We start from the raw sequence: 25701 nt of genomic DNA, 5'->3' as shown, positions 1-25701 counted from the left end.
CCATGAGAATCCTCATCCTGCTGCTATTCAGCACTCCTTTCCTCACGGCTCAAACACTTGTCGAGATCGGCACACCCGCTGACGGCATGGTGGTCAGTCTGCGCTACACAACGGCAGACAACTTCTTCAAAACCGCGTTTTATCCAAAGAGCGCCCGTGCGCTGCTGCGCCCAGAAACAGCCGCGAAGCTGACCAGAGTACAGACAGAACTCAAGTCTATGGGACTGGGCCTGAAAATCTGGGACGCCTACCGGCCGCTGTCTGTACAGCGTGCGATGTGGAAAACGCTGCCAGATGCTCGATACGTCGCAGATCCCGCCAAAGGCGGACGCCATAACCGTGGCGCAGCGGTGGACCTGACACTCGTCAATTCACATGGCCAGGAACTGACCATGCCAACGGCTCATGACGACTTTTCTGAAAGAGCAGGAGCACACTTCAATCTCGTTTCACCTGCCGCTTTCAAAAACCGCGCCAAACTGCAGGAAGTAATGCAGAAGCACGGCTTCGCCCTGTTTGAGAGCGAATGGTGGCACTTTGACGATACAGACTGGGAGCGCTACACCGCCTTGGATGTTCCCTTCGAGCAGGTGGAGACCAGCTGGCAAAAATAGCTGGCTATCCTGAAAAGGTAAAAAAAGGAGACGAGCCAGCTCGTCTCCCAGTGTCATCAGTCAGCTCGGCAGGAAAGAAATTAAACTCGGATTTCCTCGCCGGTCGTCGCATTCGCGAGCGTGATCTGCTCTCGATGGAAGGCGGGATCGCTGCGGAAAGTGAGGCGCGCCTGATATTTGCGTTCAAGATCCACGAGCAGTTCGCCGTCCTCAGTCTTGAGGCGGTTGAGCACCTCGGGATGCACGATGACAATGAGACTCTTCTGATCCTCCTTGGCGCGGCCCAGCACAGAAACCAGCCTGCGCTGCAGTTCCACACTCATGGTCAGCGGTGTTTTGACCTGACCGTGCCCTTTGCAGTAGGGACAGGGTTCATAGAGCGTGGTGCCCAGGCTCTCATTAAGTCGCTGGCGTGTCATCTCCATAAGGCCGAACTGCGAGATGGGCAGCACCTGCGTCTTGGCCTTGTCACGCTTGAGATGCTCCATCATGAGCTTGTACACGGCCTGCTGGTCGCGGCGATGCTTCATGTCGATGAAGTCCACGACGATCAGGCCACCCATGTTGCGCAGGCGGAGCTGGCGCGCCACTTCAGCGGCGGCTTCGAGGTTGGTTTCGAGCAGCAGCTTGTCGACATCCTTATGCCCTTTGTTGCGGCCTGTGTTAACGTCGATGGAGACGAGTGCCTCCGTCTGGTCGATGACGATGTAGCCGCCGCAAGGCAGCCATACCTGGCGGTAGAAGGCATTGTCGATCTGCTTCTGGATGCCGTAGTGCTCAAAGATGGCGGTCTGGCCCTGATAGTAGTTGATCCGGCGTTTGGCACGCCCGGAAATCAACGCGGCCATGCGCTGCATGCGCTCCACAGTGGCTCCGTCATCGCAGGCCACTTCGTCGATGTCTTCGGTCAGGAAATCACGCACCGTGCGCTCCACAAGATCAGGCTCCTGGAAGCAGCAGACCGGGGCGTTCTGCCCGTCGCGCTTGGCCACGATCTGGTCCCACTCGTCGAGCAGGATGTTCAAATCCCGCACGATATGGCGCGCACGTTTGCCTGAGGCTTCGGTGCGCAGGATGATGCCCATGCCTTCCGGCAGACTGATCTTCTCAATGATCTTACGCAGACGGGAGCGCTCTTTGGGGTCCTCGATCTTGCGGGAGATGCCGCAGGTGTCGTTCAGCGGCATCAGCACCAGCAGGCGGCCGGCCAGGGAGATGTTGGTGGTCACGCGTGGGCCTTTGTTGCCCACGGGTCCTTTGGTCACCTGCACCATGATTTCAGAGCCAACAGGATACAGGCTGGGAATGTCCTTGGCCTCGATGCGCTTCTTTTTTTTGCTGCCACCACGGTTGATCTCCTCCAGCCCGGCATCCAGCGCGGCAGGAATGGCGTCCCAGAAATGCAGGAAGGCGTTTTTGTCGAAGCCGATGTCGATGAACATGGCTTTGAGCCCTTGTTCGATGTTGCGGATGCGTCCTTTGAACACACTGCCGATAAGGCTGTTGGTGCCGACACGCTCGATGTTGTACTCTTCGACAACGCCTTTGTCGAGGAGCGCCACACGGTTTTCAAGTTTCTCGCAGTTGATGACGAGCCGCACGCCGCTCTTGATGTCGCGTTTGCCGGTAAGCAGTTCTTTGATTCTCTGAACGAAGGTCAATGCCATGATGTAAAGTCTCCTTGGGGAAAATGAGTGCAGTCTTCAGCGGAAGAGCCTGCGGAATAATCCGCCGCCGCCAGGAGCAGCATCGGAAGGTTTGTTTTCCTGGGAGCCTGCCCGGTTGAAGATACCGACCCTGCGCACTGGCACGGCCTGTGGTACTTTCTGCTCAGAGCTGGCTCCGGCCGATCCCGCTGAATCGGCCTTCGGCTTGATGTTGGGCGCCGTTTTCACACGCGGCGCGTCATCACCATCCGGTTCAGGCGCGGACACACCCGTGCCCACGTCTCCGTCCTCATCCCCACCGAGTGCCTCAGCGGGCACCGCAGCATCAGCGTATTGGACGGCTGCTATGTGATTGAAATGCCCTTCCGCCGGCTCCATCGGCGTCACGGCGATGTTAAACTTCGGATTTTCCAGTGCCAGGCACTGCTCCAGCACTCGACGCGCCACAGGCGCTGCACATCCTCCACCGGACTTGCCATTCTGCACCAGCACGGCCACGGCAAACTTGGGATCTTTATAAGGCGCGAAACAGATGAACCAGGTGTGATTGTCGTCATGCTTGATGTGTTTTTCATCCAGACGCCAGTTTTGCGCCGTACCGGTCTTGCCCGCTACCTCCACTCCAGTGATGCGCGCCCCTTTACCGGTACCGGAGGGATCGTTAACCACCTTCCACATTCCTTTGCGGATGACCTCGATCTCCTCGGGCTTCACACTGGCGGAAAGGTCACCACGAAGGCTCGGCGGATTGTCCAGCACCACCTGGTCATGATCCATCACCCGCTTGAGCAGATGCGGGCTCCAGGCCTTGCCGCCGTTTGCCACTGTCGCGCTGACAGAGGCCATCTGCAGAGGAGAAGCCAGCACGTATCCCTGACCAATGGAGGTATTGGCGGTGGCTCCGTCACTCCAACGCTCATTGGGATGTGTGGCGCGCAGCCAGTCAGGATTGGGAAGAATGCCCGGGTTTTCATCTTCCAGTTCAATACCAGTCCTGGTACCGATGCCCAAAATCTTGCCCACTTTGGTGATGTTGCCGATGCCGGCGGCGTTGCCGTAACGGTAGAAGAAGCAGTTGCAGGAGTACTTGATGGCATCGCTGAGCCCAAGTGTGCCGTGGGAGCCGCCACTCTGACGCTGAATCCAGCATTGCATGGCCTTGTTGCCATAAGTAACGCTGCCGCTGCAGTTGAAGTGGCTGAGCTGAATTCCAGCCAAACAGCCTGCAAATGAAATCGGGATCTTGAAGGTCGATCCCGGCACATGTCCCTTCACCGCTCGATTCAGCAGCGGGATCGTAGGATTGCCCAGCAGCGCATCCCAGTCCGACTGCTGAATGCTCGGAATAAACTGGTTCGGGTCAAAGGAAGGCACAGACACCATCGCCAGCACTTCCCCGGAATTGGGCTCGATCACGGCCACAGCGCCGCGGCCGATTTTGGCGTCTCGAAGGGCTTTGTCCGCAATGATCTGCATGCGGGCATCCAGGGTGAGATAGACGTCGTTGCCCTTGCGCGGTTCCACGTACTCCTCATCCACTTCGCCCACAGGTCTGCCGCGCTGATCGCGCTGCATCACACGGACACCTGGCTTGCCACGCAGGTAGTTGTCAAAGCTCTTCTCCACACCTGCACCGCCAAAGTCATCCGGCACATAATAATCCCAGCCTTTGCGGTCTTCTGCGGAGGCACGCTGATCATCCGGCAGACGTACATAGCCCAGAATGTGACAAGCGACAGACTTGAGCGGGTACACACGCGAAGCACGTTCCGCCACAGTGACACCAGGCAGCCCCAAGTTGTGCTCGGCGATGCGGCTGAACTCCGCAAAGGTCAGATCATCCCGATAGACCCAGGGCACTGCACCGCCAAAGCTGCGGTAATGCACACGCAGGGAATCCACGGAGTAGTCCTTGTGCACGCCCATCTCCATCATCCTGCGCGTGATGGTCTCTTCAAAGACCTTGTAGATGTCCAGCTCAGGCTTTTGACGCTTGATGCCTTTTTCGACGATCTCAAAAGTAATCTCCGGAATGGCTGGCCGCTTCTTCTCTTTGACGAGGCGTTTGTACTCAGCGACGACTTCAGCGAGATTAACACGCACTTCAAAGCTGGCCTTGTTGGTGGCCAGCACGACACCATTGCGATCCTTGATCTCACCGCGAGGCCCTGGAATACGAGCGCGCTCTTTCTTGGCCCCAGGAATCATTTTGGCAAACTCCTCCCGGCGGTCAATCTGGAGAGACCAGAGCCTGAAAACGAGCAGCCCGAACCCGCACAACATCGCGAGGGTGAAAAGGTAAAGTCTGAAGCGGTATTTAACGACCATCGAAGCGATACCTCAGGCCTTCGTATTTGATTTCATAGCTCGACAGGCGGGCCAGCGAGTAGAGCAGAAGAAAGATGAGCGGAGCAGCAAGCATGGCAAGCAGGGAGTCGGTGATCATCTTAGACCACACTCCTGGGGGGAACTGCAAAGAACCGCGCAGGAACGTAATGATCAAATACTGGGAGAGCAGCCATGTAAAGGTGGCCACACCCACCATGAGTACCGGCAGCTCAAGCCGGCCTCGCTTGAACAAAGGACGAATCCCCTGCAGCAAGATGCCCAGCATGCCAAACAAAGCGATGGAGAGTCCGAATGGCAGCGGGTGGCTGCCTGCTCCCAGTTCCACATCAGCACCAGTGCCAAAAATGTCTTCGGCGCCAGAGAGGCTTTCTGCCACACCTGGCAGATGACGCGCATCCCAGATGAATCCAGTGATAAATGCCAGAAGCAGCATCACTGCAAAAGGCGAGGCCACTGATGCGCTGAAGAAAAACACCGCTGGCAGAAACAGCGTGGCAAACTGTGCAATCTCCAAACCGGGCACGAACTCCTGCACCATGAAGGTGAGAAGCAGCAGGATGATGGAGATCGGGTGAAACAACATGACGGCTCAGGGCTTGGTGCGTGCCGGCGTCGGCGCAGGCTCCGGAGTGGGTTCGGCCACCTGCATTTCGATCACAAAGACATAATCCAAGGTGGAGAAATCAACGGCGGGTTCGATGACGGCCTCTCCAGATATCTCACGATTTTCAAAGCGCTTCACCCGGCCGAGCAGCAGATCCGGAGGGAACACTCCACCTTCACCGGAGGAATACACTCCTGCGCCAGCGTTGATGTTGGAGTTGCGATTAAGAAAGCGCAGATGCAGTTCCGGGCGCACTTCCAGAGCCGCGCGTTCACCCGCCAGGATGCCCTGCTCCAGCGTGCCTTCAATCTTGGCGGAAACACGGCACATCTCATCCGTCAGCAGGATCACCTTGGCCATGTGCGGCGCGAGCGTCGATGTCTTGCCCACGAGCCCCACGGATGTGATCACAGGGCTGTCAGTGCCAATGCCGTCGAGAGAGCCCTTGTCGATGATCAGGCTGTTCCACCACGTGCTGGAGCTGCGGCGGATGACCTTGGCGGCCGTCATCTTAAACGGAGCCGACTGCTTGAACTCGATGAGCTGACGCAGTTTGGCGTTCTCTTCGATAATCTGATTATACTTCTGCTGGATGATGCGCAGGCGCTCCAGTTGCACACGCTGCTCGTCGTTTTCGCGCTTGAGTTCAGCGGGATTGACCTGAGGGGCGACAGCGTTTTCTGCAGCCTGCTCCATGGCGGCGCTGCTGTGGATGAACGGCGCCAGCAGGCTCATGACACGAGCCTGGATCTTCCGGGTGGTCGCCGTATCAAACGTAAACACGGCGACAAGCCCTGCCACGAAGATCAAAAGCGCGAGGATATTGAGCTTTTTCATGATTAGCCTTTCCTCCGGGCTGGAAGCGGCGCTGTCTGGCAGACGCCGCGATGCAGCACGAAACGGTCATCAGACTTCTGTCGTGCTCACTTTGCGGAGGAATTCGAGTTCGCTAAGCACGCGTCCCGTGCCTTCGCCGACGGCGCTGAGCGGATCTTCCGCCACATGCACCGGGAGCGCTGTTTCTTCCTGCAGCAATTTGTCCAGGCCGCGCAGCAGCGCGCCACCACCAGCGAGCATGATGCCGCGGTCCACCAGGTCGGCGGAGAGTTCAGGCGGGCAGCGCTCCAGTGTAGTGCGCACAGCGTCGATGATCGCATTGAGCGGCTCCAGCATGGCCTCACGAACTTCCTGGCTGGTGATGGTGATGGTCTTTGGCAGGCCGGCCACCATGTCGCGGCCCTTGACTTCCATCGTCGTTTCCTTGCCCAGAGGGAAGGCCGAACCGATGCGCAGCTTGATTTCTTCCGCAGTGCGCTCGCCAATCATCAGATTGTAGGCACGCTTCATGTAATTGATGATCGCCTCGTCGAGCTCATCGCCCGCCACGCGCACGCTGCGGCTGTAAACGATGCCAGAGAGAGAGATGATGGCCACCTCCGTGGTGCCTCCGCCGATATCGACGATCATATTACCAGCAGCTTCCTGCACTGGCAGGCCCACGCCGATCGCGGCGGCCATTGGTTCTTCAATCAGGTAAACTTCACGTGCACCAGCCTGCTCGGCGCTTTCTTTGACCGCACGCTTTTCCACTTCGGTGATGCCAGAGGGAACAGCGATGACGACGCGCGGACCACGCACCTTGCGGCCGCCGCCTTGAACTTTCTTGATGAAGTGACGCAGCATGGCCTCGGTCACGCGGAAGTCGGCGATCACACCATCTTTCAGCGGGCGGATGGCCGTGATACCGCCAGGCGTTCTGCCGAGCATGCGCTTGGCATCGTCGCCTACAGCCACCACTTCATTGCTGCCTGATTTTACCGCCACCACCGAGGGCTCCCTCAGAACGATGCCGTGATCTTTTACATAAACGAGTGTGTTTGCCGTGCCGAGATCGATACCGATGTCTTGGGCGACGAAGCCAAAAAGTTTGCCGAACATTGAGAATAAATGGGAAAAGTGTTGATGCGATCAGGAATCAGAACCGTATGCGCGACGTGGAATTCCATTTGTTTTAAGAATCACGAAAGGCAACGCGCGCGCGTTATTCCAACCCATTATAAAGCTAAAACCGCCTGAAATTGCGTCAAGGGATGTTTCTAAGAAGCTCAGAATTGACCTTTTCGGGCAAAAATCCAGATTTTCAGCCCCGGATCCGACTCAAAACCGCCTGGTCCACCCCATAGACCCGTCCGGACAGGTGGTCGGCATCCGCCCAGTCCAGAGTGGTGGTGGTGATGATCTTCTGCGTTCCGGGCGGCAGGAGGGAGAGCAAAGCCCTGCGGCGCTGGGCGTCCAGCTCGCCAAAGACGTCGTCCATCAGCATCAGGGGAGCTGAGCCGCAGGCGTGCTCCAGCACCTGCGCCTGGGCCAGTTTCATGGCCAGGGCAAAGGAGCGCTGCTGCCCTTCGGAGGCAAAGGTGGTCGCGTCTAGGTCGTTCAGGCTCATCCCGATGTCATCGCGGTGCGGGCCCAGGGCGGTGGACCGGCTGCGGCCCTCCTCCTCTCGCACAGCCAGCAGCGCCTCAAACAAGCCTCGCTCATCTGCGCCAGTGCTTTGGAAAGAGATGGTCACCTTCTCGGCCCCGTCGCTCAGTTTGGCATGCGCCACTGCGACCTCAGGAAGCAGTGCTGCACACAACTCCGCACGCCTCTGCCAGAGCGTTTGGGCAAAGCCGTCCATCACCCGGGCAAAGGCATCTGCCTGCTTCCAGGAAATGACGGCATCCCGCTTCAGCACATAATTACGGCCACGAAGCGCACGCTCGTAGCCACGCAAGGCATGCAGATAGTCCGGGAACATCTGGCTGGCGGCAAAATCGAGAAACCTGCGGCGGTGCTCCGCCCCGCCACGCAGCAAGCTCATATCTCGGTGGTCCATCCACACCACCAGCCCGGAGGCGGCCAGATAATCCATCGACCGGCTGCAGGTGGCTCCATCCACCGCAAGCCGCCGTGTGGTGGCAGACTGCGCATAGCGCAGGGGCCTGCCGTGCCAGTGCGCCTCCAAGAGGCAGGTGGAGGCGCCAAAACGCACCAACTCGACGCGGTTCGACGTACGGGGAGACTGAAGCCGTAGCAGCACACACGCGGCCTCGATCAGAGACGTTTTACCCTGCGCGTTACGCCCGACGAGCAGCGTCACATCAGGGTGCAGTTCCACCTTCGCCTCAGCGAAGCAGCGGAAATCACGCACGAACAGGTCGGAGAGCATGCAGCAAGTCACTTCTGCGCCACGCCGCATTTCCGGTTGCGTTCACGGTGCACATGAAGATGAATCCCGCCCCCTCTATGGCCTCCATCCAAACAGTCAAAGGCTTTCGCGACTTCTTCCCTGAAGAATGCGCATTGCGTAACTACATTTTCGACACCTGGCGCGCGGTCGCCCGTCGTTACGGCTTTGTGGAGTATGAAGGGCCGGTGCTGGAATCCACCGACCTCTTCCGCAAAAAGAGCGGAGATGAGATCACCAGCCAGCTCTTTTGCTTCACCACCAAGGGGGAGGATGATGTCTCTCTGCGCCCTGAGGTGACCCCTTCCCTGGCTCGCATGGCCACGGCACGGCAGCGTGATTTTAAGAAGCCCATGAAGTGGTTTCAAATCGGCTCCTGCTTCCGTTACGAAGCGCCGCAGGAAGGCCGTACACGCGAGTTTGTACAGTTCAATGCAGACATCCTGGGAGATGCTTCCCCTGCCACGGACGCTGAGCTCATCGCGCTGGCTATCGACACCGTGCGCGAGTTTGGCGTGAGCACTGAAGACTTCGCCATCCGCCTGAGCAATCGTGAGATTTGGAACACCTATCTTTCTGAGAAAAACATCCCGGCCGAGCACACCTCGACCTTCCTTCAAATCATCGACAAAATCGAACGCGCCAAGCCCGAGGACACGGAAAACAAGCTCGCCGCCATCGGTCTGAGTCTGACGGACGTGCGCGCCTTCATGGCGTCCGCAGACGAAAATCACCCCGCCTTCGCTGCCCTGCGCGAAAACCTCACCGCACGTGGCCTCTGGCAGCAGGTGCGCATTGATGCCACAATCGTGCGCGGCCTGGCCTACTACACGGGCACGGTCTTTGAAGTTTTCGATCTCAAGCACGGCCTGCGCGCCGTCGCAGGCGGCGGCCGCTATGACAAACTTTGCTCCCTGATGAGCGACGGCAAGGTGGACATGCCCGCCGCCGGCTTCGCCATGGGCGATGTGGTTCTCGGCATCCTGCTAAAAAAGACCCCGGGCGCCCAGATGAAGCTGACCAGCGCTCTGCTGGCCTCCAGCAGCATTGATGCCTACGTGGTGGTGGCAGATGAAGCCCAGCGTGGAAACGCGCTCGCCGCCGTGCAGACACTACGCGCCGCCGGCGTGCGCGTGGACTACAGTTTCGGCGCACAGAAAGTGGGCAAGCAGTTCCAGGCCGCCGAGGATCGCAAGGCACGTTTTGCCATCACCTTCGGCACTGAATACCCCGAGGTGGTCATCAAGAACCTCCTCGCCCGCTCCCAGAGCACCGTGCCGGTGGACGGCCTTGTGGCTGAAGTGCAGCGCCTGCTCGCCGAACCCGCGCTGGGTCCGCTGATCGCCTGATCAAAGGCAAACAAGTAGCCTTCATGAGCGTTGGTTTGAGCCACTCTCATGAAGTCTCTCCTGTTTCTTCTCGGCCTCGCTGCCATCACCGCACAGGCTCAACCGGCCTTCCGCGCAGGCGTCTCCGCCATCGACATCACTCCAAAGACCTTTCCACGCATCATCGCAGGCGGCTTTCTCGAAGGACGCGGGGACAAGATCGCCGACCGCCTGCACGTCCGCAGCTTTGTTCTCGATGACGGCAAGATGAAGATCGCCTTCGCCATCGTGGACACCTGCATGATGGAGCAGACGCTCATCGATGAAGCCAAGGCGCTCGCATCAAAACAGTGCGGCATTCCGGTGGACCGCATGATGGTCAGCGCCACGCACACGCACTCCGCACCCGCCGCCATGGGCTGCCTTGGCACGCGCAAAGACTCGGAGTATGGCAATTTCCTCACGCCAAAAATCGCCGAAGCCATCGTGGCTGCGGACAAGGCGCTGCAGCCCGCGCGCATCGGGTGGGGCAGCTTTGACGACTGGGAACATACGCACAACCGCCGCTGGATTCGTCTGCCAGGAAAAGAAGTCGTCGATCCCTTCGGCAATCCCACGGGCCGCGCCAACATGCATCCCGGCTACCTCAGCAAAGACGTCGTCGGCCCCAGCGGTCCGGTCGATCCCCAGCTCTCCGTAATCTCAATGCAAACCATCGACGGCAAACCGCTCGGCGTGCTGGCAAACTACTCCCAGCACTACTTCGGCAGCGGCCCGATCTCTTCCGACTACTACGGCCTCTTCTGCAAACACCTCGCAGCCAAATTGAGCCAGCAGGGCGAAGGCAACGGCCCCTTTGTCTGCGCCATGAGCCAGGGCACTAGCGGCGACCTCATGTGGATGGACTACGGTGCGGAAAAAAAGAACATCACGCTGGATGAATACGCCAGTGCTGTGGCTGAAAGTGCCATGCAGGCTCTGAAGACGGTCAAATATCACGATCACGTTCCCCTCCGCATGGTGGAGAAAACGCTGGAGTTAAACTACCGTGTCCCCGACGAAAAGCGCCTCGCCTGGGCGCGGCCCATCGCCGCCAAGATCAAAAACGACGTGCCAAAAAACAAGGAGGAGGTCTATGCCCGCGAGGCTCTGATCTTGCACGAACGGCAGAAGACGAGCGTAAAGCTGCAGGCCATCCGCATCGGCGACCTGAGCATCGCCACGCTGCCAAACGAAGTGTATGCGATTACGGGATTGAAGTTGAAAAAATTTTCACCCGCCAAATCACACTTCAATATTGAACTGGCCAATGGCGCCGAAGGTTACATCCCACCTCCAGAGCAGCACAAACTCGGCGGCTACACCACCTGGCCCGCCCGCACCGCAGGACTCGAAGTGCTGGCAGAACCAAAGTCGGTTCAGACTCTGCTGGGCGCGCTGGAAGAAGTCACGGGGCAGAAGCGGAGATCAGAACAAAGCGAGAATGGCCCTTATGCGAAAGACATCATCGCATCGAAGCCTGTCGCGTACTGGCGGCTGGATGAAATCTCCACAGATTATTCACTGCGAAGCGAGGTCCCTATCTTGAAACGTCCTGGAGGACGGGATTTGCACTTTGCGGTCTCTACTTCCAGATGTGCCATGTATCTCCCCGGTGTCGGTTCGGGTTCGGGATGTGGCGATCAGGAAAAACTGCGCTCATCACCTTTCTCAGGCCCGGAAGCCATCAATCGTTGCGTCCATGTCGCCGGAGGAGAGATTGACGGATACATTCCAGCCTTGGGAGATCACCACTCGGTGGCTCTCTGGTTCTGGGCGGGACGCCTCGTGGATATTGGAGACAAACCGGAAACCGAATTATTCAGGTCCGGCATTGAATGGGTGCACCTCTCAAACAAACGAGGCAAAGGATGGCACCTTACAATACCTGGGCCGTCCGGCGCAGATGGGACATCACCTCGAAGCATCATGCTCACCGGGGCTGATCCAACAGCCATCAAGCATGGGTCTACCGTGATATCAGAGAATTCGTGGCACTTTCTTGTTTATTCCAAAAAGGGAAATGAAACGACGGTCTTCCTTGATGGAAAAAAGGAAATGTCGACCGAGCTCGAACCAGCATTCAAGGAGAGCAGAAAGGTGGATGTGAGCATGCTTGCATTTGGCCAATCCTTCGAAGGCAAAATCGATGAAATCGCCGTTTGGGACCGGGTCATCGAACCCGAGTTCATTGAACAGCTATGGGAGACCTCGAAAATGGAGGAAGCCAATGAGCGCGATGCCGCAGCGCGGCTTGAAAAAGCAAAGCAGGCCCGGGCCCAAACCTCGACCATGCTGAAGGGCCATGAAAACTGGTCGGCCTCACTTCGCTTCCGTAACACGAAGGCGAATGATGCTAGCCCCGTGACGGCTTATCTCATCTCTCGCGGTCCAAAGGGTGATCATCAGGCACCCGGCGACCACCTTGGCATTGGCGGCAGCTACAAAGACTCGCTGCCTGGGAGGTTATTTGTTTACAATGGCAATGCAGCGAATCAAATCGTGCGCGGTCAGACGCTCATCACCCCGGCTTCATGGAATGAAGTGAAGCTGGAGCGCCAGGGCTCACACGTGAAAGTCATGCTGAATGGCAAGGTAGAGATTGACGCCGAGCTTCCCGTCACAGCGCCCGGTGCTACAGAGCTCTTCTTCGGACGGCGCTGCGATGACTTTGCACCCTTGGAAGGTGAATTCGCAGACGTGGCAGTCACCGGCTTGGAAAAACCGGCCGCCGCTGCACCCAAGCCACAGGTGGAGCTCGCCTCTCAGCCGCTCGGCCCCGAGGAGTCCGCCAAAAAATGGCACGTCCGCGAAGGCTATCGCATCGACCTCGTCGCCGCAGAGCCTGTGGTTCTCGATCCCGTCGCATTTGACTGGGATGACAAAGGCCGCCTTTGGGTCATTGAGATGGCGGACTACCCGCTCGGCATGGATGGCAACGGTAAAGCGGGAGGTCGTGTGGTCATGCTCGAAGACACCAACTCCGACGGCCGCTACGACAAGCGCACGGTGATCGTGAACGACCTCAGCTACCCCACCGGCATCCTGACTTGGCGCGATGGCGTCATCGTGACCGCCGCCCCGGATATTTTCTTTATCAAACCGAGCGGAGAAAAGCAGGTTCTCTACACCGGCTTCAGCACCGGCAACCAGCAGCTCCGCGTGAACGGCCTGCGCTGGGGCATGGACAGCTGGGTTTACTGCGCAGCCGGGGCGCACCACGGCGGCTACAACAAGGGAACCCAGATCGAGTGCAAACTCACCGGGCAAAAGATCGATCTCGGCAGCCGCGACTTCCGCTTCAAGCCGGACACGGGTGAGTTTGATCCGCAGAGCGGCCCCTCGCAGTTCGGCCGCGCTCATGATGACTGGGGCCATTGGTTCGGTGTGCAGAACAGCTTCCCGCTGTGGCATTACGTGCTGCAGGACCACTATCTGCGCCGCAATCCCTACGTCATCCCCCCGGACCCGGTTCACCAGCTTTTCCCGCGCAATCCCCCTGTGTATCCCGCCAGCAGCATGGAGAAGCGTTTTCATAGCTTCGATCAGGCTGGCCGTTTCACCAGCGCCTGCGGCATCGAGGTGTATCGCGACCGCGTGCTGTTTGGCGATGGCAAGACCCACGCCTTCACCTGCGAGCCCTTCCACAACGTGGTGCAGCACCACGTGCTGGAGGATGATGGCGTGACCTTCAAAGCCTCCCGCGACCCCGCCGAGTCAAAGATGGACTTCCTCGCCAGTGAAGACCGCTGGTGCCGCCCCGTGATGGTCCGCACAGGCCCCGATGGCGCGCTGTGGGTGGCAGACATGTACCGCTACATGATCGAGCACCCGCAGTGGCTGCCACAAAACGGCAAAGACGAACTGCTGCCACACTACCGCGAAGGAGATGACAAGGGCCGCATTTGGAAGGTGGTCCGCATCTCTGCGCCATCCACACGCACAGATGCAGGGCAAGGCCTTGCCTCTGCCAATGGATGGCAGCGCGACAAGGCCCAGATGCAAGTGGCCTGGGAAAACAGGAAAGCGGAGACCAATGACCTCCTCCAATCCAAGCAGCCCCAGACGCGTGCGCAGGCGGCATGGGCATCGCTGAGCCAGGGCCGGCTGACCACCAGCGCGTGTCTGCAATTGCTGGAGGATGAGTCCCCCCACGTCCGCGAGCAGGCCTTGCAGATGGCCGAGCATTTGAAATGGAAAGGCGACTCAGCCGCATTGCAGCAGGCGCTGGCCAAACTCCTGAACGACAAAGATGAAAAGGTTCAGCTCCAGCTCGCCTGCACCCTGGGCGAACTGCGTGGCGACTGGGCGGCAGATCTGCTTGCGGAGTTGCTCCGCACAGCGCCCACGGCGTCACCGCTGCAAGGCGCGGCCTTGAGTTCCATACTGCCACACCTGGAACGTGTCTGCACTGCTTCTCCCGAGAGCGACAACCGCGTTGCAGGCATGCTGTTTCGCTGCGCTCTGGCGGTGAAAAATGAAACCGCCCTGGCAGCTCTGCTTTCGCGTCCGGCATCACAAAAACAGGCCTCAGAATTTCTGGCCGTTCTGGATGAAAACGGCCTTTCCCTGGCCCAGTTCACCAAGCAGACCACGTCGCCAGCCGCGCAGCAGGGATTGAAACAAATGTCTGACATGCTTGCCAAAGCGGCCGCCGCGCTGAAGACCTCACAAACTTCACCACCCATGGCAGACCTGGAACTGCTGGCCTCAGACCGCGAGCATCGGGAGATGGTCAAAGCTCTGCTGCCTGAGCTCTGGCAGAAATCGGCAGACGCCGGAGTGCTGCGTCTGGTCACCAGGCTTCAGCCAAAGAGCGGCCCTGAATTTCTCCTCGCAGGCTGGAACGAGCGCACGCCTGCCGTGCGCATGCAGATCCTCGAAACCCTCCTCTCCAACGACGGCTGGACGCTCGCGCTGCTCCGGCGCCCCGAGGCCAAAGGCTGCGATGCAGCTACGCGGGCACGCCTGATCAAGCATCCCAAAAAGGAGATCGCCAAACTGGCCTCAGCCGTGTTTGAAGATGCCTCCAGCTCCACACGCACCGCTGTGGTCGAGAAGTTCAAGCCAGCCCTCAAGCTCAAGGGAGATGCCGCCAGAGGCAAAACCACCTTCGCTCAGGTCTGCATCAGTTGCCACAAGCTCGACGGCGTCGGCATCGAGCTCGGCCCGGACCTCCGCAGCGTCGTTCAGCATGATGCCGAGAAGCTTCTCAACTCCATCCTGGATCCCAGCGCAATCATCGAGCCCGGCTTCATGGCCTACCACTGCACCCTGAAAAACGGCGAGCAGCTCTATGGCGTGATCGCCACGGAAACGAGCGCCAGCCTTACCCTGAAAATGGCCGGCAACATGACGAAATCGGTGCTGCGCAGTGACATCGCCAAACTCCAGAGTACAGGCGCCTCTCTGATGCCCGAAGGGCTGGAAGCCGCCCTCACGCCGCAGACTCTGGCAGACTTGATCGCCTATCTGCAGATGCCGAAGTAATTTTCGAATTCGCAGTATGTGGCTAGAGAGCTGCTTTCTCTCGCGTATCCGATCACGATGTCTTCTCCCGATCATCACTGCAGCGGCCATGGCGGACAGCATGCCTTCGGCTTCATGAACCCGCGCTTGCGGGACGGTGTGGTCGTCCACAGCCGCCGCTCCGTCCTCAAGACGAGCCTCGCCGGGTTGGGTGGCCTCACCCTTCCTGCGCTGACCAAACTGCGGGCCGAAGGCAAGACCGCCAAAAGCGGCAAGTCTGTGATCCTGCTCTGGATGACCGGCGGCCCCTCCCAAATCGACACCTGGGACCCCAAGCCCGGCCGCCCGCGCGAGATTCGCGGCCCCTTCAAGACCATCCCCACCAAGCTGCCCGGAACGCACATTTGCGAGTATCTGCCCAAGCAGGCCGCCATGCTGGACAAGTTCACGCTCATTCGCTCGGTGGACTGCCGCTTCAGCAACCATGAGCCCAACATGGTCATGCAGACGGCAAACCTGGCCAACGAGCCGCGCACCAATCCCAAAGCCAAGTACTACCCCTCGTTTGGCAGCATCGTGGCCAAGCACCACGGCTCAAACCACCCCTCCATGCCGCCCTACGTGGTGCTAAACATGAAATCCCGCTCCCACGTGGGCTGGGGTGGCTACCTCGGCACCCAGTACGATCCTTTTGATGGCAACAACGCCTCCAAGCTCTTCCAGCTCCCCGCAGGCCTCAGCATGGAACGCCTGCAGGCACGCCAGACCCTGAGCCAGCAGATGGACGGCCTGCGTGCCGAGATCGACGCCAGCGGCATGATGAGCGCCATGGACAGTTTCTCCCAGACTGCCTTCGACATCGTGGCCGGTGGCCGCGCTCAGGAGGCCTTTGACCTGAGCCGCGAACCCCAAAAAGTACGCGACCGCTACGGCGACCACGACTGGGCCAAACAGGCCCTGCTGGCACGCCGCCTCGTCGAACGCGGCTCCTCCTTCGTCACCATCGACCTCAGCAACCACGGCGCTTCCGGCACCTGGGATAATCACGGAGACAACATCCCACCCTACGGTGGCATTTGGAACGGCCTGCGTCCCCTGCTTCCTGTCTTCGACCACGTCATCACCACGCTGATCAGCGACCTCGGAGAACGTGGCCTCCTAGATGACACCCTGGTCATCTGCATGGGAGAGTTTGGCCGCACCCCCACCCTCGGCACCCAGGGCAGCACCGATGGCCGCAACCACTGGCCCTATGTCATGTCCATGTGCCTCGCCGGCGGCGGCTTCCGCCACGGCCAGGTCATCGGCGCCTCAGACAAAGACGGCGGCCAGATCAACGAACGCCCCGTCACCCCAGGCGACCTCGCCGCCACCATCTACCACCACATGGGCGTGCCCCTCGACACCACCTACACCGACCACCAGGGCCGCCCGAACTTCATCGTGGACCAAGGTGCACCGATCCGGGAGCTTATTTGAGCACATTCATCTGAGTGCCCTCTGACCATACACCTCCCAAATTCGCGACCTAATTGTGAGCAATTGAACAGTTTGTGAATACAGGAGGCGCATTTTTTCGCGAATAATTATGGCAAACGCACTGATAATCTCTTATTTAAGAGATATTAACTACCGGTTTCGTATGTTTTTCGTCACCGGACTTTCTCAGTTCGTCTGCTCATGTCTGCCGCCAAGAATGGTTCGAAGAAACCAGCCAAGCGCCCTTCCCGTAAGCGCAAGGGTGTTGGCACGCACGTGATCGATTACGAGCCCGAATCTCCCGTCATTCGCGAACATGAGGCTGTGGAGCGCCGCCGCAGAGGATTCCGCACGGCGATGTGGCTCATCGCCGCGATGATCGTCATCGGCGTGTGCTGGGTCACGTGGCACGAGGCCCTGGAAAAGAACTCTCAGTTTCTGCTGAAGACGGTGGAGGTAAACACTCAGGGCACGCTCACGCGCCAGCAGCTTGTGGCCGCCACCGGGCTCACCGAGGCCACCAACCTTCTCACGGTTAATCTCCGCGAGGTGCGCGCCAAGATCGAGCGTCTGCCGCAGGTAAAGTCCGCAGTGCTCAAACGTGACTACCACGGCAAGCTCACGCTCGACGTGGAGCAGCGCCTGCCGGTGGCCTGGATCGAATGCCCCAAGCACAAGCTGCTGGGACCGCTCACTGGAAAAGGCTGCCTGATGGACGCGGAAGGCGCGCCGGTGCCCTGCGATGTCATCACACGTGAATACCTGGCCATGCCGCGCATTCAGTTCCCTGCCATGAGCGAGGCCATCCCAGGCAAGCCCTCTTCAGACCTGCAGGTGCACGCCGCACTGCGCCTCATGGAAAAACTGCAGAACCGCCGCGACAGCCTGCCCACTCTGGAGTCGATCGAGATTCCCAATCCCTGGTCGCTCGTCGCTCATTTCAACGGCGATGCCAAAATCACCTTTGGCATTGATGATCTGGATCCGCAGCTGGCGCGCTTTGACCGCGTGATGCACGAAGCCCGTGCGCGCAAATGGCGGATCGCCACACTGAATCTCATTGCCACCATCAACACCCCTGTCACCTTCCACGAAAAACCGGACATCGCCGGGCTGAATCTGGCGGACAGCGCCCCCACTCCACCCGCACGCTGAATCTCATGGCCAAAAGCACCATCTATGCAGGTCTTGAAATCGGGACACACAAGATCTGTGTGGTCGTGGGAGAGGCAAAGCGCGACGGCGCCATCAAGATCCTCGGCGTAGGCCAGGCCCCCTCCCGTGGCGTACGCAAAGGAGAGATCGTGGACTTTGAAAAAGTGCAGACCTGCGTAAACGACGCCCTCGTGCGTGCGGAGGACCGCAGCGATGTGATGATCCGCAACGTCTTCCTGGGCGTCACTGGCGCGCACATCGAAAGCCTGAACAATCGGGGCCGCCACCGCCTGCCAGACGACCAGACAGAGATCGCCGAGGACGATGTGGAAGAGGCCAAGGAGATCGCTCGCAGCGTGTCCATCCCGCAGTCCAATGTCTTCCTGCACAGCGTCACGCGCCAGTACATCGTGGACGGCCAGGAGGCCGTGCGCCAGCCCATCGGCCGCGAGGGACGTGTGCTGGAGGCCGACTACCACATCATTCACGGCGTACGCGGTCGTGTGCAAAACGCCATCCGCTGCGTGCGTGAAATCCCGCTGGAAGTGGAGGACGTGGTCTTCAATCCCGTCGCGGCGGCACAGGTTGTGCTCACACGCGAAGCGAAAATGCAGGGTGCGCTCATGATCGACTTTGGTGCCGGCACTTGTGACTACGTCTTGTATGAAGACGGCATGATCACCGCCTCCGGCTGCGTCCCCCTCGGCGGCGACCACATTACCAATGACGTAGCCATGGCTCTGCAAATCCCGAACGGACGCGCCGAGCGCCTCAAGGTCGAGGAAGGCAGTGTGCTCTATGAAGATGTAGCTGAGGGCGAAATGCTCAGCATTGAAGACGACACCGGCTTGGTGCTCGGAGAGATCGAGCGCGCGTTTCTGTTCGAAGTGATGAACCTTCGCACTAAAGAGATACTTACCCAGGTCCGCGTGCGGGTTGAGGATCACCTCGGCCGCCTCGGCGCGGGCATTTACCTCACGGGAGGCGTCAGCATGATGAAAGGCGTTGACGCAGTGGCCCGCGAAGTGTTTGGAATCAAAGTTACGCGCGCAGGTTCGGCCCCCGTCAGCGGCATCACCGCCACTTTCGAGAATCCGCAATACTCCGCCCCGATCGGCCTCATTCGTTATGCGCAGATTCTGGACAGCGAGAAGCCCTTCCTCTCGCCCCTCAAGCGCCTCGGCAGGCGCATGCAGGAGCTCCTCTCATCCGTCACACTTTAAATTTTCAGCAAGCCAGCAGCCCAACCTCAACCACCCACGATTATGGTAGAATACGACCGCTCCCATTCACCTGAAGGTGCCAGCACGGCGGCGCCACGCATCTGCATCGTCGGTGTCGGCGGCGCAGGCTCCAATGTTGTCGATCGCATCACCCTGGACCGCATCGTGGACGCCACGCTGGTCTGCGCGCACACGGATGTGCGTGTGCTGGGCCACTCCATGGCTCCGGTGAAGATCCAGCTGGGCGCCGAGCTCATGAAGGGCATCGGCGCAGGCGGCGATCCCGATCTAGGCCGTGAAGCAGCCCTGTTCTCTCGTGAGCAGATCCGTCAGGCCATCGAAAATCACGACATCATCTTCATCAGCGCCGGTCTCGGTGGCGGCACCGGCAGCGGTGCGGCGCCAGTCATCGCAGAGATTGCCAAAAACACCAACGCCCTCGTGCTGGTGGTGGCCACCATGCCGTTCAGCTTTGAAGGTCGTCGCCGTCTGGGGCAGGCCGAGGAGGCACTGGAGCTGCTGCAAAAGCGAGCCGATGCCCTCGTGCTGTTTGAAAACAACCGCATGGGAGAGCTCATTCTGCCCAAGGACGGCATCCAGAAGGCCTTCAATCAGGCGGACCAGCTCATCGCCCAGAGCCTGCGCGCCATCTCCACCATCACCACCACCCCAGGTCTCGTGAAGCTCGGCTTGGACGACCTCACCTCCGCGCTGGCCAATGCCAATGGCCGCTGCCTCTTCGGCTTCGGCGAAGCCCGTGGCCAGAACCGCGGATCCGAGGCGCTCAAGAAAGCCCTCAAGAGCCCCCTCATCGACTCCGGCCGCCTTCTGCACCAGACCAAGAACCTGCTCGTCCACGTGGCTGGCGGCGAATCGCTCACACTGGTGGAAGTGGAGGGCGTCATGAAGCAGCTCGGCCGTCATGTGCCGGACCAGACACACATCCTCTTTGGCCTCGGTGTGGATGCCAAGCTGGGAGATGCAGTTGCAGTCACCCTCATCAGCTCCCTGGGGCTGAACCAGCTCAATGCGCACGCCGCAGCCGCTCCGCCCTCGGAAATGTTGCAGCCGCGCGCAGAAATGCCCGTCTCCGTCGCTCCCACCCCCGCTCCGCTCATCCCTGCTCCAGCCCCGGCTCCTGCACCCAAGCGCGAGCCCGCTGCGAAGAGGGCCCCCGCTCATTCCCAGTACGCCCCGCCTCCTCAGCTGGAGTCCACCCCGGACCTTCTTTTCAAGGCTGAGGAGTTTATCTCCGTGCCCGCCGTGGGCGAGGCCTTCCCGCTGTCCAGCCTCCACGCTGAAGCCGCCGCACCAGCGCTGCCCAAAGAGCTGCAAGTGCCGCAGTCTCTCATGATTGATGAGCCGCCTGCCTTGGAAATCCCGGCCGCGCCCGTCATCGCCCCGGCACCTGTGATCGCTCCTGCCCCGGAAACCGCACGCATCCCCGTTCGCACTCCGATCGCCAAAGAGCTGGCAGACGCCGCCCGCAGCCCGAAGGAATCTACCCTCGCCGCCGTCGTGGCCCGCAGCGTGACCCTGCAAACCGAGGCAGCCCCCGCTCCGCAGGATGACCTCATCTCCTTCGATGAGCCTGAGGAAACAGCCACCACCATCAGCGCCACCACGGCCGTTCTTTCCGCACGCAGCACCAAGCCCACGGCGGAAAGCCAGCAGACCTTCAGCCTTGGCGAGGAAGACCGGGGCCGCTTCAAGGACACCGAACCCTCCATCGTGCAGGGAGAGGACCTCGACGTGCCAACTTGGATGCGCCTGAAAAAGAAGCTGCGCCGTTAATCCCGGCCTGCGCATTTAGCTCACGAAAAAGACACCGCTGGAGCGTTGATGTTTGCTCACATGAGCGTCCACATCTCCCGCCGCCGTCTGCTTCAAAGCCTGCCACTCGCCGCCGTCGCTGGCGGTTTCAACATCCACGTGCGCTCTCATGAAGCACGGCAGTCCTGGATCACCGGCAATCCGGCCATCGACAAGCCGCGTGAAATCGCGCTCAGCCTGCTGAAGCCCACCCAGGCGCAGATCGACCATGCCTGGGAGCTGCACTTTGGCTCCGTTGTCTTTGAGAGCTACGGCTTCGCACCCCGCTGCGCCGTCGATGCTGAGGCGATGAATGAGGCCATCAAGGCCGGCTTCAGCGCAGCAGAGATCAATGACCTGCGCGAGTCCATGTCCATGAACCGCAACGCGACCAACGAACGCGAGCGCAAGGAATTCCTGGACGCCTTTCACGCCGCCGGCGTGACCTGCATCTTCCAAAACACCGGAGAAGAAGGCAGCGACCCCATGCGACTGATCAAGCGCCTGGCCCACTTCACCAAGGCTACGGACCTGCTGAAACCTTCGCTGTCCAAAGTGGTGACGGCAGACGAAATTGTGGCGCTAAAAAAGGCGGGAAACGTGGGCCTGTGCTTCACCACCAACGGCGTGCCCCTGATGCAGGACTGGGAAAGTGTGCGGGATGAGCTGCGCTTCATCCGCATCTTCCACGAGTTGGGCACACGCATGATGCATGTGACCTACAACCGCCGCAATCCGCTGGGAGACGGTGCCGGGGAGCCCCACGACGGTGGGCTCAGTAACTTTGGTCATGCGGCCGTGGCTGAGATGAACAAAATCGGCGTCATTGCAGACGTGGCGCACAGTGGCTGGAAGACGGCCTGTGACGCCGCCAAAGCCAGCAGCAAGCCCATGGTGGCCAGCCACACCACCTGCTGCGGGGTTTACGAGCACTTCCGAGGCAAGCCTGACGACACCATCAGGGCCATCTGCGACACCGACGGCCTCGTGGGTATCTGCTGCATCCCGCGCTTCCTCGGTGGCAAAGGGGACATCACCGCGCTGCTCGACCACCTGGACCACCTCATCAAAAAATTCGGGGCCAAACACGCCGCCATCGGTTGCGATGTGGCATACACCTCACGCTTTGATAAAGAAGAGCGTGCGAAGCTTCTCAAAGCCCCGGGCGGCAGCGCGGACAAGTGGGAGCATCTCTGGCCCAAAGATGATTTTGTCACAACTGTGACAGCGGAGCAGAGCATCGCCTGGTCAAACTGGCCCCTCTTCACCCTCGGCATGATCATGCGCGGTCATAACGACGACACCATCCGGCAGGTGCTCGGTGGAAACATGCTCAGGGTGCTGAAGGCAAATCAGGTCTGACAAGTGACAAAACCGCGGTCTGCCCGCTGCAAGGTGGCACGCTCGCTGCGCGTTTGGTTTTTGGTGGGAAGTGATGTAGGATCACCCCCTCCGAACCCCCACATGACCCCGCGTTTCCAGTTTCCCTCTCTCGTTTTGGGCGGCTTTGCCGTCGCCTGCTCGGCCGCGTCCGCCGCCGAGTCGTTCCCACCGGACCAGATCGAGTTCTTTGAGAAAAACGTCCGCCCTGTGCTGGCGGAGCGCTGCTACGACTGCCACGGTGCCAACAAGCACCAGAACGGCCTGCGCCTCGATTCACGTGCCGCAGTTATTCACGGCAGCGATTACGGCAAGGTCGTGGAGCCCGGCAATCCCAGCGCCAGCAAGCTGATCAAGGCTATCAACCACGCCGCAGGCGTTGAGGCGATGCCGAAAAAGGGCGACAAACTGCCCGCGCCGCAGATCGCAGCGCTGGAAAAGTGGATCAGCATGGGCCTGCCTTGGCCCGCCGAAGCCGCGCCTGCTGCGCACGCCAAGGCCGACCCCATGCAGCACTGGGCCTACAAGCCGGTACAAAAACCCGCCCTCCCTGCAGGTTTCACCGGCAATCCCATCGACGCCTTTGTGGGTGCCAAGCTCAAGGCGGCTGGTCTTGATTTCGCGGCACCCGCTGATGCCGCCACGCTGACTCGCCGTCTCTACCTTACCATCACGGGCCTGCCGCCCACGTACGATGAGCTGCAGAAAAAGCAGGATCCTCAGAAGCTGGTCTCCGAACTTCTCTCCAAGCCCGCCTACGGAGAGCGCTGGGCGCGCTTCTGGATGGATGTGGTGCGCTACGCCGACACCAATGGCTACCAGGTGGCCGGACGCAGCAACTTCTACCCCTACGCCTACACCTACCGTGACTGGATCGTGAAGGCGTTCAACGACGACATGCCTTATGACAAATTTGTGAGCTATCAGCTCGCGGCAGATCGTCTCACTGCCAGCACGCCGAACTCTCCCGACCTCGCCGCACTGGGCTTCTACAATGTGGGAGAGCGCTTCATCAATGACCGCCTGCTCATCGCGGATGACCGCATCGACGTCATCGGCCGCGGACTTCTGGGCCTCACCGTGGCCTGCGCCCGCTGCCACGACCACAAGTTTGACCCCATCCCCAGCCGCGACTACTACGCGCTCTACAGCATCCTCAACAGCAGCGACGAGCCGGACGACACCGCCATGCCCGTCATCGGCAAAGCGGCCAATGAAAACGACGCCAAGGACTACGATGCCAAGGTGGCTGAGATCGCCAAGAAGGAGCTCGACTTCAAGCGCACCGTTTATGACGAATTCCGCAAGCCGGAACGTCTGGCCGAATACCTTGCCTTTGCTCAGGAGACCGTGGACATCAAAGACAGCACAGACTTCAAAGGCAAGGCTGGCCAGATGAAGCTGCGCGATCGCGTGGCCAATCAATGGCGCGATTTCCTCAAACGCTATGCACTGACTGCCAAGCCGCACGCTGCCATGGTAGCCTGGAGCCGCTTTGCCAAGCTGCCCGAGGCTGAATTCGCCGCCAAATCCCCCGCCATCGTGCAGGAACTGGCCAAGCCAGAGAGCGGCTGCACGCCCGAAGTGGCCGCCGCATTCGCCCAGACGCCGCCAAAGTCCATGAAGGACGTGGCCCTCTCCTACGCGCGCATCATTCTCGACAGCAAGGTGGAGCCTGTGCGCCAGCTCATGCAGGACAAGCTCTCCCCCATGTCCGTACCGGTGGAGGGTGCGAATGTGTTTTTCACCCGCAAGGACAGCGAGACCGTGGTGCGCTACAACAACGAACGCACCAAGCTCGACAGCACGCATCCCGGCACACCACCGCGCGCCATGGTCATGCTGGACAAGCCCAAACCGCAGGACGTCCGCGTCTTCATCCGTGGCAATCCTGGACGTCAGGGCGATCCCGCTCCACGCGCCTGGCTCACCATGTTTGGCGGCGAGAAATTCACCGACGGCAGCGGCCGTCTTGAGCTGGCCAAACACATCGCCAGCAAGGACAACCCGCTCACTGCACGCGTGATCGTTAACCGCGTCTGGCTGCAGCACTTTGGCAAACCACTCGTCTCCCAGACCAGCGACTTCGGCGTGCAGACTCCAAAGCCCGTCCAGGCGGAATTGCTCGACTATCTCGCAGCCACCTTCATGGAAAACGGCTGGAGCCTCAAGAAACTGCACACCTTGATCCTCACCTCCCGCACCTTCCAGCAGAGCAGCCATGCCACGCCGGAAAAAACCGTGAAGGATGCGGAAAACGACCTCATCAGCCGCTTCAACCGCCAGCGCCTGGACTACGAAACCATGCGCGATGCAATCCTTGCCGCCACGGGCGAGCTAAACACGACCAAGCACGGCGGCCGCCCGGTGGAGCTCAACGCCAAGGACGCCGACACCCTGCGCACCCTCTACCTCAAAGTGGATCGCTACGATCAGGCAAGCGTGCCTGCTATGTTTGACTTCGCCAATCCAGACGGCCACAGCCCGCAGCGCTTCAATACCACCGTGCCACAGCAGGCGCTCTTTCTCATGAACAGCCCCTTCATGCGCGGTCGGGCCGATGCCATCGCCAAAGCCACACCGCTCAATGGCACCACGCTCGACTCCGAATCCATCCGCTCCATGTACCACCGCGTGCTTGCTCGCGATCCCAAGCCCGACGAAGTGGAGCTGGCCCAGCGCTTCGCCGCCGATGCAACTGCTCTCAATGCCGAGAAGCCCTTCCGCTGGAGCTACGGCACCATGAAGTTCTCCCGCACACCCGATGGCAAGCCATCATTCACCGACTTCCAGGCCTTTGCACATCTGACTGAGCGCGGGAATGGCGGCCAGCGGCTTTGGAGCCCCGCCCCAAAAATCCCAGACCCACAATGGGGCCACGTCTTCTGGGCCAACTACGGTGGCCACGCTGCACCTGACGGACTCGTCGTCACGGCACGCTGGCATGCTCCCAGTGACATGAAAGTCTCCATCGACAGCACCCTCAGCCGCAGCAGTGATCGCGGTGATGGCGTGCGTGGCTGGATCTACAACATGCGCACCGGCATCTTGGCCGAGCAGCTCTGCACACCGCAGAACAAGAAGATCCCCATCCAGCTCACCACCGAGGTCAAGCGCGGCGACATTCTCTGCTTCATCATCCACAACGAAGGCGGCACCGACAGCGACAGCTTTGACTGGCAGCCCACCATCAGCCGTGCTGACAACGGAGAAATGCTCACCAACCTCAAGAACGACTTCTGCGACTCCAGCCGCTGGCCCTTCGGCCGCGCCAAGCCTCAGAGTCCCCTCAGCCAGCTCGCTCAGGTGCTGCTCATGAGCAACGAGTTCATGTTCGAGGATTGAGGCTTCAA

The 25701-nt window shown here is 60.0% G+C and carries 15 protein-coding genes; 9 read left to right on the top strand and 6 right to left on the bottom strand.

Annotated elements, in window-relative coordinates:
* Positions 1-2 precede the first annotated feature (2 nt).
* Positions 3-614 (top strand): M15 family metallopeptidase, encoded by a 612-nt coding sequence (locus HNQ65_RS21580; protein WP_184342918.1) that lies wholly within the window; start codon positions 3-5, stop codon positions 612-614.
* An 80-nt stretch (positions 615-694) separates the two neighbouring features.
* On the opposite strand, the gene HNQ65_RS21575 is transcribed toward HNQ65_RS21580, so the two are convergent.
* The 6 genes from HNQ65_RS21575 to recF form a co-directional block, all read right to left on the bottom strand.
* Positions 695-2281 (bottom strand): Rne/Rng family ribonuclease, encoded by a 1587-nt coding sequence (locus HNQ65_RS21575; protein ID WP_184342916.1) that lies wholly within the window; start codon positions 2279-2281, stop codon positions 695-697.
* Positions 2282-2317: 36 nt separating this feature from the next.
* Positions 2318-4609 carry a penicillin-binding protein 2 gene (mrdA, locus tag HNQ65_RS21570; protein WP_221306245.1) on the bottom strand — a complete coding sequence of 764 codons (2292 nt, stop codon included), beginning with the start codon at positions 4607-4609 and terminating at the stop codon, positions 2318-2320.
* The gene (locus tag HNQ65_RS21565) at positions 4599-5213 is read right to left on the bottom strand and encodes a hypothetical protein (RefSeq protein ID WP_184342912.1); all 615 of its coding nucleotides are present in this window, start codon (positions 5211-5213) and stop codon (positions 4599-4601) included. The genes mrdA and HNQ65_RS21565 overlap by 11 nt, the downstream gene beginning before the upstream one ends.
* 6 nt (positions 5214-5219) lie before the next feature.
* Positions 5220-6071: a rod shape-determining protein MreC gene (gene mreC, locus HNQ65_RS21560; protein WP_184342909.1), complete on the bottom strand. Its 852-nt coding sequence runs from the start codon at positions 6069-6071 to the stop codon at positions 5220-5222.
* 69 nt (positions 6072-6140) lie between these two features.
* The gene (locus HNQ65_RS21555) at positions 6141-7172 is read right to left on the bottom strand and encodes a rod shape-determining protein (protein WP_184342907.1); all 1032 of its coding nucleotides are present in this window, start codon (positions 7170-7172) and stop codon (positions 6141-6143) included.
* Positions 7173-7374: 202 nt separating this feature from the next.
* Positions 7375-8445, bottom strand: coding sequence for a DNA replication/repair protein RecF (gene recF, locus HNQ65_RS21550; RefSeq protein WP_184342905.1), 1071 nt, complete (start codon positions 8443-8445; stop codon positions 7375-7377).
* A 77-nt stretch (positions 8446-8522) separates the two neighbouring features.
* Between recF and hisS the strand changes: the two genes are divergently transcribed.
* From hisS to HNQ65_RS21510, 8 genes are all read left to right on the top strand, one after another.
* Positions 8523-9812: a histidine--tRNA ligase gene (gene hisS, locus HNQ65_RS21545; protein WP_184342902.1), complete on the top strand. Its 1290-nt coding sequence runs from the start codon at positions 8523-8525 to the stop codon at positions 9810-9812.
* 48 nt (positions 9813-9860) lie between these two features.
* Positions 9861-15320: a neutral/alkaline non-lysosomal ceramidase N-terminal domain-containing protein gene (locus tag HNQ65_RS21540; protein WP_184342900.1), complete on the top strand. Its 5460-nt coding sequence runs from the start codon at positions 9861-9863 to the stop codon at positions 15318-15320.
* 57 nt (positions 15321-15377) lie between these two features.
* Positions 15378-16778 (top strand): DUF1501 domain-containing protein, encoded by a 1401-nt coding sequence (locus HNQ65_RS21535; RefSeq protein ID WP_184342898.1) that lies wholly within the window; start codon positions 15378-15380, stop codon positions 16776-16778.
* 201 nt (positions 16779-16979) lie between these two features.
* Positions 16980-17933: a cell division protein FtsQ/DivIB gene (locus HNQ65_RS21530; RefSeq protein ID WP_184342896.1), complete on the top strand. Its 954-nt coding sequence runs from the start codon at positions 16980-16982 to the stop codon at positions 17931-17933.
* Positions 17934-17938: 5 nt separating this feature from the next.
* The gene (gene ftsA, locus HNQ65_RS21525; protein WP_184342894.1) at positions 17939-19156 is read left to right on the top strand and encodes a cell division protein FtsA; all 1218 of its coding nucleotides are present in this window, start codon (positions 17939-17941) and stop codon (positions 19154-19156) included.
* Positions 19157-19198: 42 nt separating this feature from the next.
* On the top strand, positions 19199-20950 hold the full coding sequence (locus HNQ65_RS21520) for a cell division protein FtsZ (protein ID WP_184342892.1): 1752 nt from the start codon (positions 19199-19201) through the stop codon (positions 20948-20950).
* Between the two features lie 60 nt (positions 20951-21010).
* Positions 21011-22330 carry a dipeptidase gene (locus tag HNQ65_RS21515; RefSeq protein WP_184342890.1) on the top strand — a complete coding sequence of 440 codons (1320 nt, stop codon included), beginning with the start codon at positions 21011-21013 and terminating at the stop codon, positions 22328-22330.
* Positions 22331-22432: 102 nt separating this feature from the next.
* Positions 22433-25693: a PSD1 and planctomycete cytochrome C domain-containing protein gene (locus HNQ65_RS21510; protein ID WP_184342888.1), complete on the top strand. Its 3261-nt coding sequence runs from the start codon at positions 22433-22435 to the stop codon at positions 25691-25693.
* The last annotated feature ends 8 nt before the right edge of the window (positions 25694-25701 follow it).

Origin of the sequence: Prosthecobacter vanneervenii, from assembly GCF_014203095.1 — a bacterium.
Taxonomy (GTDB): Bacteria; Verrucomicrobiota; Verrucomicrobiia; order Verrucomicrobiales; family Verrucomicrobiaceae; genus Prosthecobacter; species Prosthecobacter vanneervenii.
This window is presented reverse-complemented; position numbering and strand designations above follow the sequence as displayed.